Here is a 16997-nt window from a genome sequence, read left to right as displayed (position 1 = left end):
AGATTACATTTAAAGATGAATAAATCAATATACTACATATTAGTTCTTTGTATAACCTTATCAAGTGTTGTTATTAATGCACAAGAAGATCAAACAGGTAGAATTCCACAATATGAAATTCCTTACACATATCCTTCAGAAGAAGGCATTAAAGACGTTTTAAATAGAATTAAAACTTACTACGAATCAACAAGTCCACAAACCATAATTGATGAGAAAACGGGAGAAGAAATCACCAATTTTTCAAAATTCAATCCTAATGCTGTTCCTTCTAAAGGTTTTTCAAGTGAGTGGTCGTATACACATGGCGTAGTTTTATCTGCATTCAGCTATATTGAAGATGTTACTGGCGATAAAACATTCTTTTCTGATAACATAAAGTTTTATGATTATGTTGTTAAACATTTACCCTATTTTAAAGAAAATAAAGATAAAATTAAGAAGACTAAAATTGGTGGTTGGGGACGTATTTTGAATTTTCATGCTCTCGATGATTGTGGTTCTATTACTGCTGCAATGATTAAAACCTATTTAAAAACTAAAAACGATGATTATTTAGAGTTAATCAATCAAACTGCAGATCATATTTCAAATAATCAGTTTCGTTTAGAAGATGGTACACTAGCTAGAAACCGCCCACAATACAAGTCTGTTTGGGCAGATGATATGTATATGAGTGTTCCATTTTTAACTAATATGGGAGTACTTACTGGCGATAATAAGTATTTTGATGATGCCGTAAAACAAGTGCTTCAAATGGCGAAACGCTTATACATTCCTGAAAAAGAATTATTCGATCATGGTTGGAATGTAACGTCTGGCGATTATGACCCTCGTTTTTATTGGGGACGCGCTAATGGTTGGGTGTTAATGTCTATGGCCGAATTGCTTAGTGCATTACCTGAAAACTATAAAGGAAGAGATGAAATTTTACATTTATATCGTTCTATGATACGTTCATTGGCGAACCTTCAAGGAGGTGATGGTTTTTGGCATAATTTACTAGATAAAAATGATACTTATACAGAAACATCGTGTACCGCTATGATTACTTTTGCAATAGCCAAAGGTATTAACGAAGGTTGGATAAACCATGTTTACGGACCTGTAGCCATTACTGGTTGGAATGCACTTCAAACACGAGTGCTAGAAAATGGTGCTGTAGATGGTACCTGTGAGGGCACAACCTTTGCTCACGATAATAGCTATTATTATCATAGAGGAAAAAGTATTTATGCAACCCATGGTTATGGTCCTACACTTTATGCTGGAGCTGAAATGATTCGTTTGTTACAAAATGATAACATTGAAGTAAAAAAAACTAAAGCTAATTCTCGTAATAGTACTTTTCATTATTTATTAAAAAGTGAATGGCCTAAATAAAATTGAATAATTATATCTTTATAAGATGAAAATACTTGTAATAGAAGACGAACCTGAAATGAAAGGATTGATAAAACAATTCCTTGAAGGCGAAAATTACGTTGTGGAAGTTGCTGATAATTTTAATTCAGGTTTAGATAAAATTGTATCCTATGATTATGATTGTATTCTACTAGATATTACATTACCAGATGGTAGTGGACTCGATTTATTACAAAAATTAAAAACCTTAAAAAAAGCCGATAGTGTCATTATTATTTCGGCAAAAGATTCTATTGAAGATAAAGTAAAGGGCTTAAACCTAGGAGCAGATGACTACCTTACCAAGCCATTTCATTTAACAGAACTTAATGCAAGAATAAAATCTGTAATACGAAGAAAAAAAACAGACGGACAAACTTTTTTAGAATTAGAGAATGTTAAAATTAATATTGAAGAACGTTCAGTGCTAATAAATAATGAGCGGGTAGAACTCAATAGAAAAGAATTTGATATACTTGTTTTCTTTGGCATGAATAAATCTAGAATTGTAAGCAAATCGGCTATTGCTGAAAATATATGGGGCGATTATATAGACCAGTCAAATGATTTTGATTTCATTTATTCACAAATTAAAAACCTTCGTAAAAAGCTTCGTAACCATAGTGCAGAAATAGATATTAACTCCGTTTACGGAATGGGCTATAAACTGGTTATTAAATAAAACATTCATAACTAAACCTTCAATACATAGAAAAATAATAGATATAAACAGATGAAACTAATAAACCACACCTTGTTAATTCTATCTGTAATATTATTTACAACAGTTGGTGTGTGGGCATTTCTTTTTTATTCGCAACTATTAAGTCAGGTTAAAACGGCTATTGATGAAGGACTTACTAATCATAAAATTGCTATTATAGACAATTTAAAAGATGATAAAACAATTTCTGAACAGCTAGATTTTTTAGACAAAAGTTATATTATAAAAAATGTAAACGAAGCATATGCGCTTCAAGTAAGAGACTCCTATAAAGACACATTAATTTTTTCAAACCTAAAGCATAATAATTATGAAGCACGTTTATTAACAACAGCCTTTGTAGCTTCAGATGGTAAATATTATGAGATGAAAGTACTCTCTCATGAATTAAATAAAGGAAAATTAATAAAGAAAATAATTACCTCGCTTCTATGGCTATTTTTACTTTTAGCATTAAGCACGTTTATGGTTAAAAAGTTTGTATTAAAAAACACTTGGAAACCATTCTACCAACTATTAAATTATTTAAACAATTTTAGATTAGACAAAAGCAATTCTCAAGAATTATCTAAAACTAATATCGAAGAATTTACTTTGTTAAATGAATCTGTTCAAAAATTACTGAATACGAATGTTGATATTTTTAATAGTCAAAAACAGTTTATTGAAAACGCGTCTCATGAATTGCAAACACCTATAGCTATTGGCATTAACAAACTTGAATTACTAGCTGAAAGCCCCGATTTATCTTCTGAACAATTAAAAAAAATAGGGAATATTATTGAATCCTTTCAACGATTATCTGGATTAAACAAATCACTATTATTACTTTCCAAAATAGAAAACAAACAGTTTATTTCTAAAGAATCTTTAAATTTTAATGACATATTAAGCAGAATAAAACAAGATTTTTTAGATTATTCTGAATTTCAAAAAATTAAAATAACTTATCTAAATGAAGGTGATTGGAATTTTAATATGAATAAAAATTTGGCAGAAATACTTATTGTAAATCTTATAAAAAACGCCATTATTCATAACAAAAAAGAGCATGGAGAGGTTATAATTAAATTAACTTCATCGTATTTTACCATAGAAAACACTAGTGATATTCCTCGTATAAATGCTAATAATTTATTTCAACGATTCAACAAAAATACAAATAGTAAAAACTCAACAGGATTAGGATTAGCTATTGTTAAAGCAATTGCAGAAGTGTCTAATTTATCAATTACTTACTCATACAACAACAATCATATTTTTAAAGTAATGAGCAAATGAAAATATTAAAACTTATTCTATTTTTTTTAATCGCTACTACGTCTCTTTGTGCTCAAATTAAAGTTAGTTGTGTTGGTAATAGTATTACTGAAGGATGGAATGGAAACCCATCATATGTGCCAATACTTCAAAAATTACTTGGATCAGATTATATAGTTGAAAACAATGGTAAAAGTGGCGCCACTATTTTAAAAAAAGGAAACAAACCTTATAGCCAGCAACATGCTTTTACAAGAGCAATTAATTCTAATGCCGACATTATAACTATTTTGCTTGGTACAAACGATACTAAATCTAAAAACTGGGACCATTATAGTAGTGAGTTTAAATCAGATTACGTGTCATTAATTGACACATTACAATCTAAAAACAAAAATGCTAAAATATTTCTAGTCATCCCCGTTCCTGCTTGTAAAGAGAATTATGGTATAAGAAATCATATTCTCAATTTAGAGATTCCTATAATTAAAGAAATTGCAAAAGAAAAAGAATTATCTATAATTGATGCTAATACACCGCTTCTTTCAGATTGTAACTATTTTAATGACGGCGTACACCCAAATATTGAAGGAGCAAATGCTATTGCAATGCTGTTATATAAAAGCATAATCAAATAGATTTACTTTTTTATTACATATTCTTTACAGTTTCATTCCCATTTGTTTCCAAATTCATATTATTTATTTGTATTAAATTATAAATGATAGATGAGCTACATGACACGAATAATAGTAATTATTGTATTTGTTTTTTTTGCTATTAATACATTTTCACAAAATATAGATCAAAGCAAAGTCCCTGCTGTAATATTGAATACTTTTCAAATAAAATTTCCAAATGCAGATGATGTGCATTGGAAAAAGGAAGACAAAAATTACCAAATTAAGTACAAGGTTAATAGTAAACCACATATCGTAAAAATGGACTATAAAGGATCTGTTTTTGAACACTCTCAAGATTTATACGTTAGCGAAATACCTCAATTAGTTTTAAATACCATTAAACCAAGAATTACCTATTTTGATATTGAAGATGCAGACAGGTATGAAAAAGGAAATAGAATAGTATACGAGATAAAATTTAGAATTGATGGAAAAAACCATTACTTCTGGGTAAACGAAAAAGGAGACTTATTAAAATACAGAAAGGTATTGAAAGATAGTGAAATCCCTTTAGGAATCATGAATTTCATTAAAACCAAATACGGAAATATAGATATTAATTATTCTAAATATGTTGAAGAAGGAAGTGAAATAATATATATAGTTGATGGCGAAATTAAAGACAACGACCATAATTTTAGGTTTGATGCTAAAGGAAATATTATCAAACTTATTATAGAAATTAACAAGTCTGAGATTCCAAATTCTATAATTAAAACCTTATCAACTTCCTATGACGGTTATGAAATTCGTAATGCTGATTTAGTAGAAGAAAATGGAGAAACAGTTTATATTTTAAAGATAAGAAAATCAAAAAAACAAGTATACGTAACCTTTAATGCTAATGGCAAAATATTAAAAGTTAAATAATAAAATACAACATGCAAATAGCTAAATATATATCAATACTTATATTTACCCTAACAACAACTTTAGGTTTTACTCAAAATAAAGCTTCTAACTTTTTTAATAAAAAGTGGAATCATGTAGCAAAAAACATGCCTTCAAAATGGTATGGTTCAAATGAAGCAAAGTTGATTGCAGAAAATGTATTAATTGCCCAAAAAGACATTGGAGGGTGGGAGAAAAACAAACCTCATCATCATAACATTTCAGAATTAGAAAAAAAAGAATACATTAAAAATAAATATAAAAAAGGAGGCACATTTGATAATGGATCAACAATTACCGAACTTATTTTTTTAGCAAAAGTATATTCTCATAATCCAGATGAGCGGTACAAACAAGCTTTTATAAAAGGTGTAAATTATATTTTTATGGCTCAATATAAAAATGGTGGATGGCCTCAATATTTCCCTATTAAAAATGCTAAAGAAGAAATTCTTTTAGACCATACCGAACCATACTCAATGCATATTACATATAATGATAATGCCATGGTTAATATTATGATTTTTTTAAAAAACATCTATAATAACAATCAAGTATTTACTTCTTTAAAATTAAACAAATCAATAAAAAGAAAAGCAAAAAAAGCATTCTCTAAAGGGATTGCATGCATCCTAAATACACAAATAATTGTAAAAGGAAAACGAACCGTATGGTGTGCACAGCATGATGCAAAAACACTTGCTCCTGCAAATGCAAGAAGTTATGAATTAGCATCATTTAGTGGTGCGGAATCAGTGAATATTATATTATTATTAATGGAAGAAGAATCACCTTCTAATAAAATTATCGCATCAGTAAATGGAGCTATAAACTGGTTTAAAAATCACAAAATTAAAGGTATTAAAGTAAAAGAAGAAATTCAAACAAATGGAAAGCGTAACAGAATTGTTGTTAAAGATGAAAACGCTTCACCATTATGGGGCAGATTCTATGATTTAGACACTGAAAAACCATATTTCTGTGACCGTGATGGAATAAAGAAAAAAACGCTAGCCGAAATTGGTTATAATCGTCGAAATGGATATAGTTGGTATACTAATGCTCCAGAAAAAATATTTAAGAAATACCCTGAATGGCTTGCTAAAATTAATAAGTAGCCAGTTAGCTAATAGCAAGAGATAATAAACTAAAAACAAATTTAAAATGAAAAAAGTAATTTTTAGTATCATATTAATGCTAATAACATTTAATTTTCATGCGCAACAACTAGCCTTTCCAACAGCAGAAGGCTATGGAAAATATACCGTTGGTGGACGTGGTGGTAAAGTTTTTGAAGTGACTAATTTAAATGATAGTGGTGAAGGAAGCTTAAGAGCTGCAGTTGAAGCATCAGGGCCTCGTACTGTAGTTTTTAGAGTTTCTGGAACTATTATTCTTGAAAAACCTTTAACAATTAAAAATCCGTATATCACTATTGCAGGTCAAACAGCCCCAGGTGACGGGATTTGCTTAAGAAAATGGCCATTGGTAATTGGAACTAACGAAGTTATTATTCGATATATTAGAGTTCGATTTGGTAATGAATCTGGTTCAGATGCTGATGCTGTCTCAAGTAGATATAATAAAAATTTGATTCTAGACCATGTTTCAGCCAGTTGGAGTGTAGATGAAACCATGTCTATTTACCATTGTGAAAACATAACCGTACAATGGTGTCTTATTTCTGAAAGTATGTTTAATTCTAATCATATTAAAGGATCTCATGGATTTGGAGGCATTTGGGGATCTAACTATAGTAGTTATCATCATAACTTAATAGCAAATCATTCAAGTAGAAATGTACGCTTTGCTTCAGGAAGTGGTAATACAGATTATCGTAACAACGTTATATATAATTGGGGATACCAAAGTTCTTATGGTGGAGAAAACCAACAAAAAGGTAATGATAAATTTAATTTCTCTAACATTAATATGGTTGCTAATTATTATAAACCAGGACCAGCAACGCAACCAGGAAATGTTTCTTACAGAATAATAAATCCGTCTCGCCGTGATGTAGTAACTGATTATGGAAAATGGTATGTAGCTGATAATTTTATGAAAGGAAGTCCTGAAGTTACTGCAAATAACTGGAATGGTGGTGTTCAACCTCAAGGTGGTGATGCTGATATTGAAATATTAAAAGCAAAACAACCTTGGCCTGCTATGGAGATAAACCAACATACAGCACAAGAGGCTTATAAATTAGTATTGGATAATGCTGGTGCCATTTTACCAAAAAGAGATGCAGTAGACACAAGAGTTATAAGTGATGCTCGCAATGGCATTGCAACATTTGAAGGGGTTAGTTATAAAAAAACAAAAAAAGTTTTAGATACTTCTAAAAAAACAGGCATTATTGATTCACCTGCAGATGTTGGTGGATGGCCAGATCTAAAAAGCACCCCTGCTCCACTTGATACAGATCATGATGGGATACCAGATGCTTGGGAACTAAAGAATAAGCTGAATCCAAATAATGCTGATGATAGAAATAATTTAAGTAAAGATGGCTACACCATGTTAGAAATTTACCTGAATAGCATAAAATAAACAGAAACATATTATTATGAAAACACACATTTTTACTCTATTTGTTTGCTCATTATTTTTAACAACTACATGGGGTCAACAATTAGCATTTCCAACTGCAGAAGGTTATGGAAAATATACCGTTGGAGGACGTGGTGGTAAAGTATATGAAGTTACAAACCTTAATGACTCTGGAGAAGGTAGTCTTCGTGCAGCAGTAGAAGCTAAAGGCCCTAGAACAGTTGTCTTTAGTATTTCAGGAACCATTATACTTGAAAGTGATCTTCGAATAAATAATCCATATATCACCATAGCAGGACAAACAGCTCCTGGTGATGGTATCTGCCTTAGAAAGTATCCGCTAATAATTAATGCTGACGAAGTAATTATCCGGTATATTAGAGTAAGATTTGGTGACGAAGCGCTTAAAGACGCCGATGCCGTTTCAAGTAGGTATGTAAAGAACTTAATATTAGATCATGTATCTGCAAGTTGGAGTATTGATGAAGTTATGTCTATCTATCACGGTGAATATACAACCGTACAATGGTGTATTATTTCAGAAAGTTTATTCAACTCTAATCATCCAACAAAAGGCAACCATGGTTTTGGAGGTATTTGGGGCTCTAACTATAGCACTTATCATCATAATTTAATTGCAAATAACTCTAACCGAAATATCCGATTTGCTTCAGGTTGTGGTAATACAGACTATCGTAATAATGTGATATACAACTGGGGGTTTGAGTCTACATACGGAGCTGAATCTAAACAAAAAGGGAATGATAAATTTAATTTCTCTAATGTAAATGTAGTTGCAAATTACTATAAGCCTGGACCTGCTACAAAACCAGGGAAAATGACTCATCAAATTGCTGCACCATGGTCTCGTAATGGCGATAGTGATTATGGCAAATGGTATATTGCCGAAAATGAAATGGTTGGTAGTGAAGCAGTAACAAATGATAACTGGAAGGGTGTTGTTCCTGCATTAACAGCTATTAAAGGAGTGCAAGAACACAACCCGAATAATTTAAAAGCAATTCCAGGTTTAAAACTTAATAAACCATGGCCAGCTATGGCAATAAAGCAACAAACGGCAAAAGAGGCTTATAATTCTATTCTTGAGCATGTTGGTGCTAGTCTTCCTAAAAGAGACGCTGTAGATATTCGCATTATTGAAGAAACTCGCAGTGGACAAGCTACATATGAAGGTCCTTCATATAAAAAGCATTATGATGTTCCTGATACATCTAAAAATTGTGGAATTATTGATTCACCAAACGATGTAGGCGGATGGCCAGAATTAAAATCAGCCCCAATTCCTATTGACACAGATCATGATGGGATGCCAAACTTTTGGGAAATACAAAATGGACTTAATCCTAATAATCCAGATGATGGAAATAACACTGGTGATGATGGGTATACCATGCTAGAAATATATTTAAATACTATAAAATAAAACCATTTATGACTAAAATTATTAAGACATTAACCATTTTATTATTCGTTGGAGTTAACCTAATTTCAGCACAAGAAAAACCAAGATTATTTGTTCTTACAGACATTGGAGGCGATCCAGATGACCAAATGTCTATGGTTAGACTTATGACTTATTCTAACCAAATAGATATTGAAGGACTTGTTGCTACCGAGGTAAAAGATAAAGTTAATCCAGAACGTATTCAACAAATAGTAGAAAGTTATGGAAAAGTACGTAACAATCTAGAACTTCACGAAACAGGATATCCAGACGTAGAATATTTACAAAAATGCATTTCAAAAGGAATTCCAATTGGAGGAATGGATGGTGTTGGTGAAGGAAAGGATTCTCCAGGATCAGAACTACTTATTAATGCCGTAGATCGTAAAGACTCTAGACCATTATGGGTAAATGTTTGGGGAGGACCAAGTGTTTTAGCTCAAGCATTATGGAAAGTAAGTAACACACGTTCAAAGCAAGAACTAGCAAAATTTGTTAACAAAATTCGTGTGTATGCTATTTCCGATCAAGATAATAGCGGCCCTTGGATACGTAAAGAATTCCCTGAACTTTTTTATATAGTTACACCCGGTGCCAATGCTGGTGGTGGGTTTCATCATGCAACTTGGATTGCTATTGGTGGCGATAAATTTCATGGCCGTTTTGGTGGTGCCGATTTTGAATTAGTAACCAACGAATGGCTAGAACGTAACATTCGTAAAAAAGGTCCTTTAGGAAAAATGTATCCCCATTGGGAATACATGATGGAAGGAGATACACCTGCATTTCTTTATCTTGTAAATAATGGTTTAAACAATCCTGAACATCCTAATTGGGGAAGTTGGGGTGGTCGTTATGAATTGTATACACCAAAAACCGAAAAATGGTTTTATGAACCAGAAACGCGCCCTATATGGACCAATGTACAAGATGAAGTATTAGGCAACGACGGAGAATGGCATACCACAAACCATGCAACCATATGGAGATGGCGTGAAGCATATCAAAACGATTTTGCTGCTCGAATGGATTGGACCATTAAACCCTATAATAAAGCAAACCACCCTCCTATTGTAAAACTCGAGCACCCAACTTATATCAAGGCAAAAAAAGGTGAGCGGATTGATCTAAGTGCAATTGGCACAACCGATCCTGATGGCGACCTACTGTCATATAAATGGTTTTGCTATGAAGAAGCAGGAACTCGTGGCATGTCCAACTCTAGAACGGGTAATAAACACGATATTGTAGGTTTCGATCAGCAAAAAGCTTGGCTTAACGTAAAAACCAGCCGTGTAATGCCTCCTGGTACAGGAACAATGCATATTATACTTGCTGTTACAGATAATGGTTCACCTCGCTTAACACGATACAAACGCATTATTATTGATGTTGTTGAATAGATATATATTATTTTTAAAACAAAAGTATCATCATTGTAAATTATACATTCATGAATAAGCATTTTATTGGATTACTCATTTTTCTATTATTTTTTTCTGTTTCAAATTCTCAACAACTCGCCTTTCCTACAGCTGAAGGATTTGGAGCTTACTCAAAAGGTGGACGTGGTGGTCAAGTGCTTTATGTTACCAATCTTAATGATAATGGCCCAGGTAGTTTACGCTGGGCAATAGAACAAGAAGGTCCACGTACGGTTGTATTTGCTATTTCAGGCACTATAGAACTAAAGGAAAGACTTAATATAAAGAATCCATACTTAACTATTGCTGGTCAAACTGCTCCAGGTGATGGTATTTGTTTAAAAGGTGAAACCGTAAAAATTTTAACGCATGATATCATTATCCGTTATATACGTGTCCGCTTGGGTGATGGAAAACATGGTATTGGTAGTAAACAAGGTAAAGATGCCATAGATATATCTATTGGAACCAATATTATTGTCGATCATTGTTCTGCCAGTTGGAGCTTAGATGAAGCCTTATCTACTTCAAGTAAAAATCCTACGCTAACTAATGTTACTGTACAATGGTGTTTTATTACGGAAGGTTTAAATCCCGACAATCATGGTTACGGATCATTAATTCGTGGTACTCGAGGTGCTAAATACAGCTATTTGCATAATTTATATGCTCATAATCGTGGACGTAACCCACGTCCGGGTAACTATGACTCAAATCCACATGATGAAGATCCAAAAGGCTTACTATTAGATTTCAGAAATAATGTTCTATATAATTGGGGTGGTACACATCCTGGTTATAATGCCGATAAAAAAAGCGTTACCCGCTTAAATTATGTCGATAATTATTTAATTCCTGGAAAAAATTCGAAATCAACAGGAATTGCATATGCTACAGGTTCACCGTATAATCGTTCTTATTTTATGGGTAATTATTACGATAATAAACTTCCTAATAATCCTTGGGATGTTGTAAATTTTAATAAAAATTGGACTAAAAAGAATATTCAAAATTATAAACAATCAAAACCTTTTGAAACTGGTCCTGTAAAAATAGAAGACGCAACAGTAGCTTATCAGCGTGTTTTAGATGAAGGTGGCGCTATTTTACCTAAACGTGATGCTGTTGATAAACGAATTATAAATAACGTAAAGAACAGCACAGGTGAAATTATTAAAAGTCAAGACGATGTTGGAGGCTGGCCAGAATTAAAAACCAGCCCAATTCCTATTGATTCTGATAACGATGGTATGCCAGATAGATGGGAAATGAAAAACAAACTAAATCCTAAAAATGCAGCTGATAGAAATATAATTGGTAAAGATGGATATACGATGCTAGAAATATATTTAAATAGTATTTAATTATAAAGCCCTGCAAAATGAAAAAAATTACCGTTTACTTTTTATGTCTTTTATTTGTGTTCTCATGTTCGAATAGAAAAGATGTAATAAAGATAATGCCCATAGGTAATTCTATAACAGCAGGAGAACATTATAAATTTCCAGCTTTAGAAGAACGAACAGGATACAGGAAAGAACTCTATGAAATGCTAATAAAAGATGGTTATAATGTTGATTTTGTTGGGTCTCAAAATCATGGAATTAGACCTAAGGAATCTAAAAATTGGTATGATTGGAATTGTGAAGCCTACCCTGGATGGAAAATTCCAGATATTTCTAAACAGATAGAAATTGCTTTACCTGTTTACAAACCAGATATTCTTTTGGTTCATGTTGGTACAAATGGAAGCGATTGGAATCTTAAACCTGCTCAGGTTAAAGACATGCTAGATATGATAAATAATTATTCTGTTGATAATAACCATTCAATAACCATATTTCTTTGTTCAATTATAAAGCGGTTTATAAAAGAAGATAATACACCCACTACTCTATTTAATAAAGACGTTGTTAAAATGGTAAATGCAAGAACCAATGATAAAATTAAAATCATTTTAGTTGACATGGAAAATGGTGCTGGTCTAGATTATACTGATACCCCACCAGACACATCAGCAAACCCGCCTTATGAAGGTGGTGATATGTTGGGTACAAAATATCCAGAAACAGCCTATGACAAATACCATCCTAACGAAAAAGGTAATAAAAAGATGGCTGTAAAATTCTATAAAGAACTCATAAAAGAATTATAAGCTTCAACAAAATAATTCAATATTAGAATTAAAACACATAAATGTTATGATTAAAAATTTAGTGTTAATCTTTTTACTATATACACTAAAAAAAACATTTTTGCAACTAATAGTACAACGGTAATCAATCTTGTGTTGGTGATTGGCCCTCCTGTTATTGAAAAATAATAGAAAACATTAAATAAGTACAAAATGGGTTATGCCATAAAAAAAAGAGACAGATTTATAAACCTGTCTCCTTTTAATTTTTAAGATACGCTAATTTTAATGCACTAACTTATCTAATTGCAGTTTTAAATTAGGGTCTGATGGCCTTAATGCACTGTTTTCAACAATATTACCTTTAGGATCTATTAAAATAAATCTTGGTATAGAAGCAATATTATAGGCTTTTATAAAAGCTGAACTAAAATCTTTATCAGCCATGATTTGAACACCTTTAAGCTCCATATCTTTTACCATTTGTTTCCATTTACTTCTGTTTTTTTCGGTATCAACCGATATACTTACAAAGGTTATGTTCTTTTTACGGTATTCTTCTTCAAGTTTTTTTAAGTATGGAATTTCTTTTTTACAAGGACCACACCATGTTGCCCAAACATCGATATAAATATAATTTTCGCCTAATAAATCATCTAAACTTACAGATTTATCTTCAGGGGTTTTATAATTTACAAACTTTTTAGATGACGCACCTGTTGTTGTTGCTTTAAAAGTATTATATACTGTTTTTACAGTCTCTATTTGCGCTTCTTTTTTTGGATTGCTTGCCATGTATATTTTATAAGCATCTTCACCATATTTTGGCGTAATTTTTATTGTTCTTTTTGCTAACTCAGCAAGTTTTTCTTCTTTTATATAATCAGATGTTAAAGAATCTGAAACTGCATACATTTGTAATAAAAATTTCGATGGCACAAAATCTAAGTTATATGCTTCCTTTTTTTCTAATGCATATCCAGGTTTTCTACTATAACTCGCTATTCTTTTTTTAAGTATTTCAGAAAAACTATATGATTTCATAGTATAAAGAATCTCATCATTAAGAAATTTAGAATCGATAGAAAGCGAATCTTCTATTGATTTTGATACTGCTTTTGATGGTTTATTAGGTTGTGAATTCTTTTTAAGCATCATAAACTTCTCCTTGATTTTTGGATCCTTAAACATTTTAGGGTTCGCTTTTTTCATAAAGCTCATAAATTCTTTATTCCCTTTTAAATCAAGACCTCCAAATAACGTATAATTAAGCATTAAATAATTAGAAAATGCTTGGGTTCGTTTTTTTTCATTTAAAACAAAATTACGATCTAATGTTTCGTCTTCAATACTTTTATCAAAACGGTTAACGGTTTGCTTTACATAATTTTTATAATCGTTTAAACTTAATTCTAAGCTTTTAGAAATAGAATCTATAGCTAATGGTTTGTATTTAGGTTCTTCATAAATACGCGTATTAAGAATTTGATTTTCCTTACTTCCTTTACCCTCAAAACTTACCGTTTCTTTAGTATAATTTATGTTTAAATTAAAACCTGGAGCTAAATATAAAGTGGTGTTATTTAAGTTATAATAACCACCTTTTATTTTCTTAATATCAATTTCAAAGACATTGTTTACGGGAGTCACTTCTGCTATAAGGTTTCCTTTTGATGAAAGCCTTAATTTTTCTATGCTATTTGTAGTATCTGTAACATGAATATGTATGGCTTCGCTTTTACAGGAAGCAACAAATAATACTAAAGTATAGATGAAAATTATATTGATTTTTTTCATTTGATTTTATTTATTAATTTTTTTACAAAATACCTGGATATATTTTTAATAAAGATGCTATCATTTTGAATAGCCCTTAATAAAATCCCACTATTTTTGGATAACGGAATTTTAATAGATATGATATTTACTATGTTTAATAGGGATTAATGCAATATATAACGAGTGGATAAAAATAAAAAAGAGCGACTCTTTCGAATCGCTCTTGTAAGTTTATAAACAACAAATTAAATACTTAATTCATTAAATAGTGAAATCAGCTTAGAATCTGATGGACGTGGCGCTTCTGCATCTATAATATTTCCTTTAGGATCAATTAAGATAAAACGAGGAATACCATTAATATTATAATCTTTAATAAATTGAGATTTCCAATCATTATCTGCTAACAGTTGAATACCACCTAAAGCATCGTCAACAATCATTTTTTTCCATTTATCATGATTTTTTGCTTCATCAATTGAAATGCTTAAAAATTCTATGTTCTTATCATGGTATTGCTCTTCAATTCGTTTTAAATGCGGAACTTCTGCTCTACATGGTCCACACCAAGTAGCCCAAATATCTACATATATGTATTTCCCTTTGTTAAGAAGATCGTTTAGTGATAAGGTTCCACCAGCATTGTTTTCATAATTAATAAACTTTGGCGATATCGATCCTTTTCTAAGCTTTTTAAGATTGTTATAAATTTCGGTAATCTTTACATTATTGGCCTCATCTGTTGATTCCTTCATGTATTGATTGTAATAACTTTCTAAATCTTCAACTTTTGATATTGATCTTTTTGCAACAGAGAACAGCATTTGATTTTTAATAGTTGCATTCGATATTTTAGAAAGGACTTTGAAACCTGCTGAACCAAAATCTATGGAATCTTTTTCAGCTATCTTCTGTATTTCTTTTTTGTAATGCTTCTTAACTAATTGTTTATAGTCAGATGAAAAAAGATAGTCTGCCTCGTTATTATAGTCCATAGTTTTTAAAGCAATAGGTTCTTTAAAATCTATGGGTTCTTTAGATTGTCTTTTCTGAAAGCTATAATAAAATAACAACTTGTTTAAATATTTGTAATTTAAACTTCTTTTCTCAGCAGTCTTATATGATTCTGGAATACCATGCATTGTATCAATTACACGACTTAGGATTGAATTTAATTCTTTTATTTTCTTTTTAAAACCGTCCTCATCTAGTTTAATAAACTTTGCATATTCTCTCTCTTTTGTTCTTTTAAATAGTAAATAATTGCTAATTTCATTGCCCTTTCCTGTAATAGAAAGAGAATTATCAAAATCCTTCTCGTCTGCATTTATATTAAGCGACATGCCATTATCTAAATATAAAAAAACCGAACTTTTAGCTACCATTAATATATTTAGCCCACTAGCATTTTTTATAGTGTCATTAAAAGTACCATCTGCATTTACTACTATTTTTTTTATAGTTCCTATTCCTTCTTTTCCTAGTAATAATTCGTTAACACTATTATTCTTAATGTTACCAGATATTAATGTATAATCTACTGGTTGTTTTTTATTGCAAGCCAATAATGTAAAGGCTATCGCAAAAATAAAAAGTTGTTTTTTCATAAACATATTTTGTCACTATTCCATTAATCGTATACCATCCAAACAAAAGGCTGGGTCATATATCATTTTACCTGTATTATCAACATAAGACGATGACATTTTAAATAAAACTTTATCAACTTCTCCTAGTGAGGTTAAATCAACAGCAGTCCAGTCATTTAAAATAAAATTATACTCAGGATGTTCTGGATCTGTATTTGGTAATGCTGCTAAATAAAAATCAACATCTCCTGTTTTTGAGTCATTTAAATAGCCTTCAATAGATAGTTTTATATAACCTGTAGTTAAATTGTTATAAGCTTCTGTATAAGCATTTGTAGCTTCAGTTTCTGTTCCTCCAGCATTTCTTACAGCTTCGGCAGCAACTTCACCAGCTTCTCTTTTAGCTAATTCTGCATGACCAGTTAATTTAACAGCTTCTACTCCATTTGGTGCAGGCAGAGAAAATGTTCCATAACGTGAAGGTGAAGAATTAGGGTTTTTTATATTTCTTACTTTTGTACCAGTAATTAAATAGGCTTGTGTAGCGTTGTCAAAGGTTCTAGAATAAACAGAGCCATAAGACGCTAAAAGGAAGTTGTAACTTGTATTTGCAATTAATACATGTTTAACAACAGATGGTGTATTTAATGTAAAATAAGCATCGTTACCTCCTGCATGACCAATTAAATAGTTTTCTGTTCTGTTTGGGTCTTCAGTAAAAACACTAAATGCTGTAGAATCAATAGATTGTTGTTTTTCAGCATCTGTAATACCTCCTGGAGGTACGAAATCTGGACTTAAATTCCAAGGGTAAGATCTCCAGTTTTTATTTGATAATGCAAAGCCTGAATAATTCGTGCTTTCGGTACCAGAAACATTTACTGTAATAATTCCTGATTTGTCATCGCCAGCCGTATATGGAGCATTTGGTATTTTGTAGCTAAATCTATCTAGCGAAAGCTCATTAAAATCAATGTCGTTTGGATAAGGAATTCTTAAATCTACGGCATCATCTTCACAAGAACTTAAGCAAAATAAAGCAAAAATAGCAACTGTGATATGTATATAGGTGAATCTTATTTTCATAATGT

14 protein-coding genes are annotated in these 16997 nt (G+C 31.2%); 11 read left to right on the top strand and 3 right to left on the bottom strand.

Going from position 1 to position 16997, the window contains the following annotated elements; all coding sequences use genetic code 11:
* The first annotated feature begins 15 nt into the window (after positions 1-15).
* The 11 genes from ACH5TX_RS18370 to ACH5TX_RS18320 all read left to right on the top strand — a co-directional run bounded on the left by ACH5TX_RS18370 (position 16) and on the right by ACH5TX_RS18320 (position 12559).
* Positions 16-1383: a glycoside hydrolase family 88/105 protein gene (locus ACH5TX_RS18370; protein WP_439340952.1), complete on the top strand. Its 1368-nt coding sequence runs from the start codon at positions 16-18 to the stop codon at positions 1381-1383.
* A gap of 25 nt (positions 1384-1408) precedes the next feature.
* Positions 1409-2086, top strand: coding sequence for a response regulator transcription factor (locus ACH5TX_RS18365; protein ID WP_439340951.1), 678 nt, complete (start codon positions 1409-1411; stop codon positions 2084-2086).
* 51 nt (positions 2087-2137) lie between these two features.
* The gene (porY, locus tag ACH5TX_RS18360) at positions 2138-3409 is read left to right on the top strand and encodes a PorY family sensor histidine kinase (protein ID WP_439340950.1); all 1272 of its coding nucleotides are present in this window, start codon (positions 2138-2140) and stop codon (positions 3407-3409) included.
* Positions 3406-4026, top strand: coding sequence for a GDSL-type esterase/lipase family protein (locus ACH5TX_RS18355; protein ID WP_439340949.1), 621 nt, complete (start codon positions 3406-3408; stop codon positions 4024-4026). The genes porY and ACH5TX_RS18355 overlap by 4 nt, the downstream gene beginning before the upstream one ends.
* Before the next feature lie 99 nt (positions 4027-4125).
* Positions 4126-4941, top strand: a complete 816-nt coding sequence (locus ACH5TX_RS18350; protein ID WP_439340948.1) for a hypothetical protein — start codon at positions 4126-4128, stop codon at positions 4939-4941.
* Between the two features lie 11 nt (positions 4942-4952).
* Positions 4953-6080, top strand: a complete 1128-nt coding sequence (gene pelA, locus ACH5TX_RS18345; protein ID WP_439340947.1) for a pectate lyase — start codon at positions 4953-4955, stop codon at positions 6078-6080.
* Between the two features lie 46 nt (positions 6081-6126).
* Positions 6127-7515, top strand: coding sequence for a pectate lyase family protein (locus tag ACH5TX_RS18340; protein WP_439340946.1), 1389 nt, complete (start codon positions 6127-6129; stop codon positions 7513-7515).
* Positions 7516-7531: 16 nt separating this feature from the next.
* A complete protein-coding gene (locus ACH5TX_RS18335) occupies positions 7532-8959 on the top strand; it encodes a pectate lyase family protein (protein WP_439340945.1) in 1428 nt (475 codons plus the stop codon).
* Positions 8960-8967: 8 nt separating this feature from the next.
* Positions 8968-10383 carry a nucleoside hydrolase-like domain-containing protein gene (locus ACH5TX_RS18330; protein WP_439340944.1) on the top strand — a complete coding sequence of 472 codons (1416 nt, stop codon included), beginning with the start codon at positions 8968-8970 and terminating at the stop codon, positions 10381-10383.
* Between the two features lie 50 nt (positions 10384-10433).
* On the top strand, positions 10434-11768 hold the full coding sequence (locus tag ACH5TX_RS18325) for a pectate lyase family protein (protein WP_439340943.1): 1335 nt from the start codon (positions 10434-10436) through the stop codon (positions 11766-11768).
* A gap of 17 nt (positions 11769-11785) precedes the next feature.
* Positions 11786-12559, top strand: a complete 774-nt coding sequence (locus ACH5TX_RS18320; protein WP_439340942.1) for an SGNH/GDSL hydrolase family protein — start codon at positions 11786-11788, stop codon at positions 12557-12559.
* Between the two features lie 264 nt (positions 12560-12823).
* Here the strand turns inward: ACH5TX_RS18320 and ACH5TX_RS18315 are convergent, their stop codons facing one another.
* The 3 genes from ACH5TX_RS18315 to ACH5TX_RS18305 form a co-directional block, all read right to left on the bottom strand.
* Positions 12824-14335 carry a TlpA family protein disulfide reductase gene (locus ACH5TX_RS18315; RefSeq protein WP_439340941.1) on the bottom strand — a complete coding sequence of 504 codons (1512 nt, stop codon included), beginning with the start codon at positions 14333-14335 and terminating at the stop codon, positions 12824-12826.
* Positions 14336-14562: 227 nt separating this feature from the next.
* Positions 14563-15924, bottom strand: a complete 1362-nt coding sequence (locus tag ACH5TX_RS18310; protein WP_439340940.1) for a TlpA family protein disulfide reductase — start codon at positions 15922-15924, stop codon at positions 14563-14565.
* Positions 15925-15939: 15 nt separating this feature from the next.
* Complete coding sequence (locus tag ACH5TX_RS18305) at positions 15940-16992, bottom strand: DUF4465 domain-containing protein (protein WP_439340939.1); 1053 nt, start codon at positions 16990-16992, stop codon at positions 15940-15942.
* Positions 16993-16997: the final 5 nt, after the last annotated feature.

This window comes from Thalassobellus citreus, from assembly GCF_044385915.1.
GTDB lineage: Bacteria > Bacteroidota > Bacteroidia > Flavobacteriales > Flavobacteriaceae > Thalassobellus > Thalassobellus citreus.
The sequence above is the reverse complement of the archived record's forward strand: the minus strand, read 5'-3'. Positions and strand labels throughout refer to the sequence as shown.

What these genes read in the sequence shown, in the direction of transcription:
- ACH5TX_RS18370 (WP_439340952.1), top strand. Translation starts at nt 16, where the DNA reads ATGAATAAATCAATATACTACATATTAGTTCTTTGTATAACCTTATCA.
- ACH5TX_RS18365 (WP_439340951.1), top strand. Translation starts at nt 1,409, where the DNA reads ATGAAAATACTTGTAATAGAAGACGAACCTGAAATGAAAGGATTGATA.
- porY (WP_439340950.1), top strand. Translation starts at nt 2,138, where the DNA reads ATGAAACTAATAAACCACACCTTGTTAATTCTATCTGTAATATTATTT.
- ACH5TX_RS18355 (WP_439340949.1), top strand. Translation starts at nt 3,406, where the DNA reads ATGAAAATATTAAAACTTATTCTATTTTTTTTAATCGCTACTACGTCT.
- ACH5TX_RS18350 (WP_439340948.1), top strand. Translation starts at nt 4,126, where the DNA reads ATGACACGAATAATAGTAATTATTGTATTTGTTTTTTTTGCTATTAAT.
- pelA (WP_439340947.1), top strand. Translation starts at nt 4,953, where the DNA reads ATGCAAATAGCTAAATATATATCAATACTTATATTTACCCTAACAACA.
- ACH5TX_RS18340 (WP_439340946.1), top strand. Translation starts at nt 6,127, where the DNA reads ATGAAAAAAGTAATTTTTAGTATCATATTAATGCTAATAACATTTAAT.
- ACH5TX_RS18335 (WP_439340945.1), top strand. Translation starts at nt 7,532, where the DNA reads ATGAAAACACACATTTTTACTCTATTTGTTTGCTCATTATTTTTAACA.
- ACH5TX_RS18330 (WP_439340944.1), top strand. Translation starts at nt 8,968, where the DNA reads ATGACTAAAATTATTAAGACATTAACCATTTTATTATTCGTTGGAGTT.
- ACH5TX_RS18325 (WP_439340943.1), top strand. Translation starts at nt 10,434, where the DNA reads ATGAATAAGCATTTTATTGGATTACTCATTTTTCTATTATTTTTTTCT.
- ACH5TX_RS18320 (WP_439340942.1), top strand. Translation starts at nt 11,786, where the DNA reads ATGAAAAAAATTACCGTTTACTTTTTATGTCTTTTATTTGTGTTCTCA.
- ACH5TX_RS18315 (WP_439340941.1), bottom strand. Translation starts at nt 14,335, where the DNA reads ATGAAAAAAATCAATATAATTTTCATCTATACTTTAGTATTATTTGTT.
- ACH5TX_RS18310 (WP_439340940.1), bottom strand. Translation starts at nt 15,924, where the DNA reads ATGAAAAAACAACTTTTTATTTTTGCGATAGCCTTTACATTATTGGCT.
- ACH5TX_RS18305 (WP_439340939.1), bottom strand. Translation starts at nt 16,992, where the DNA reads ATGAAAATAAGATTCACCTATATACATATCACAGTTGCTATTTTTGCT.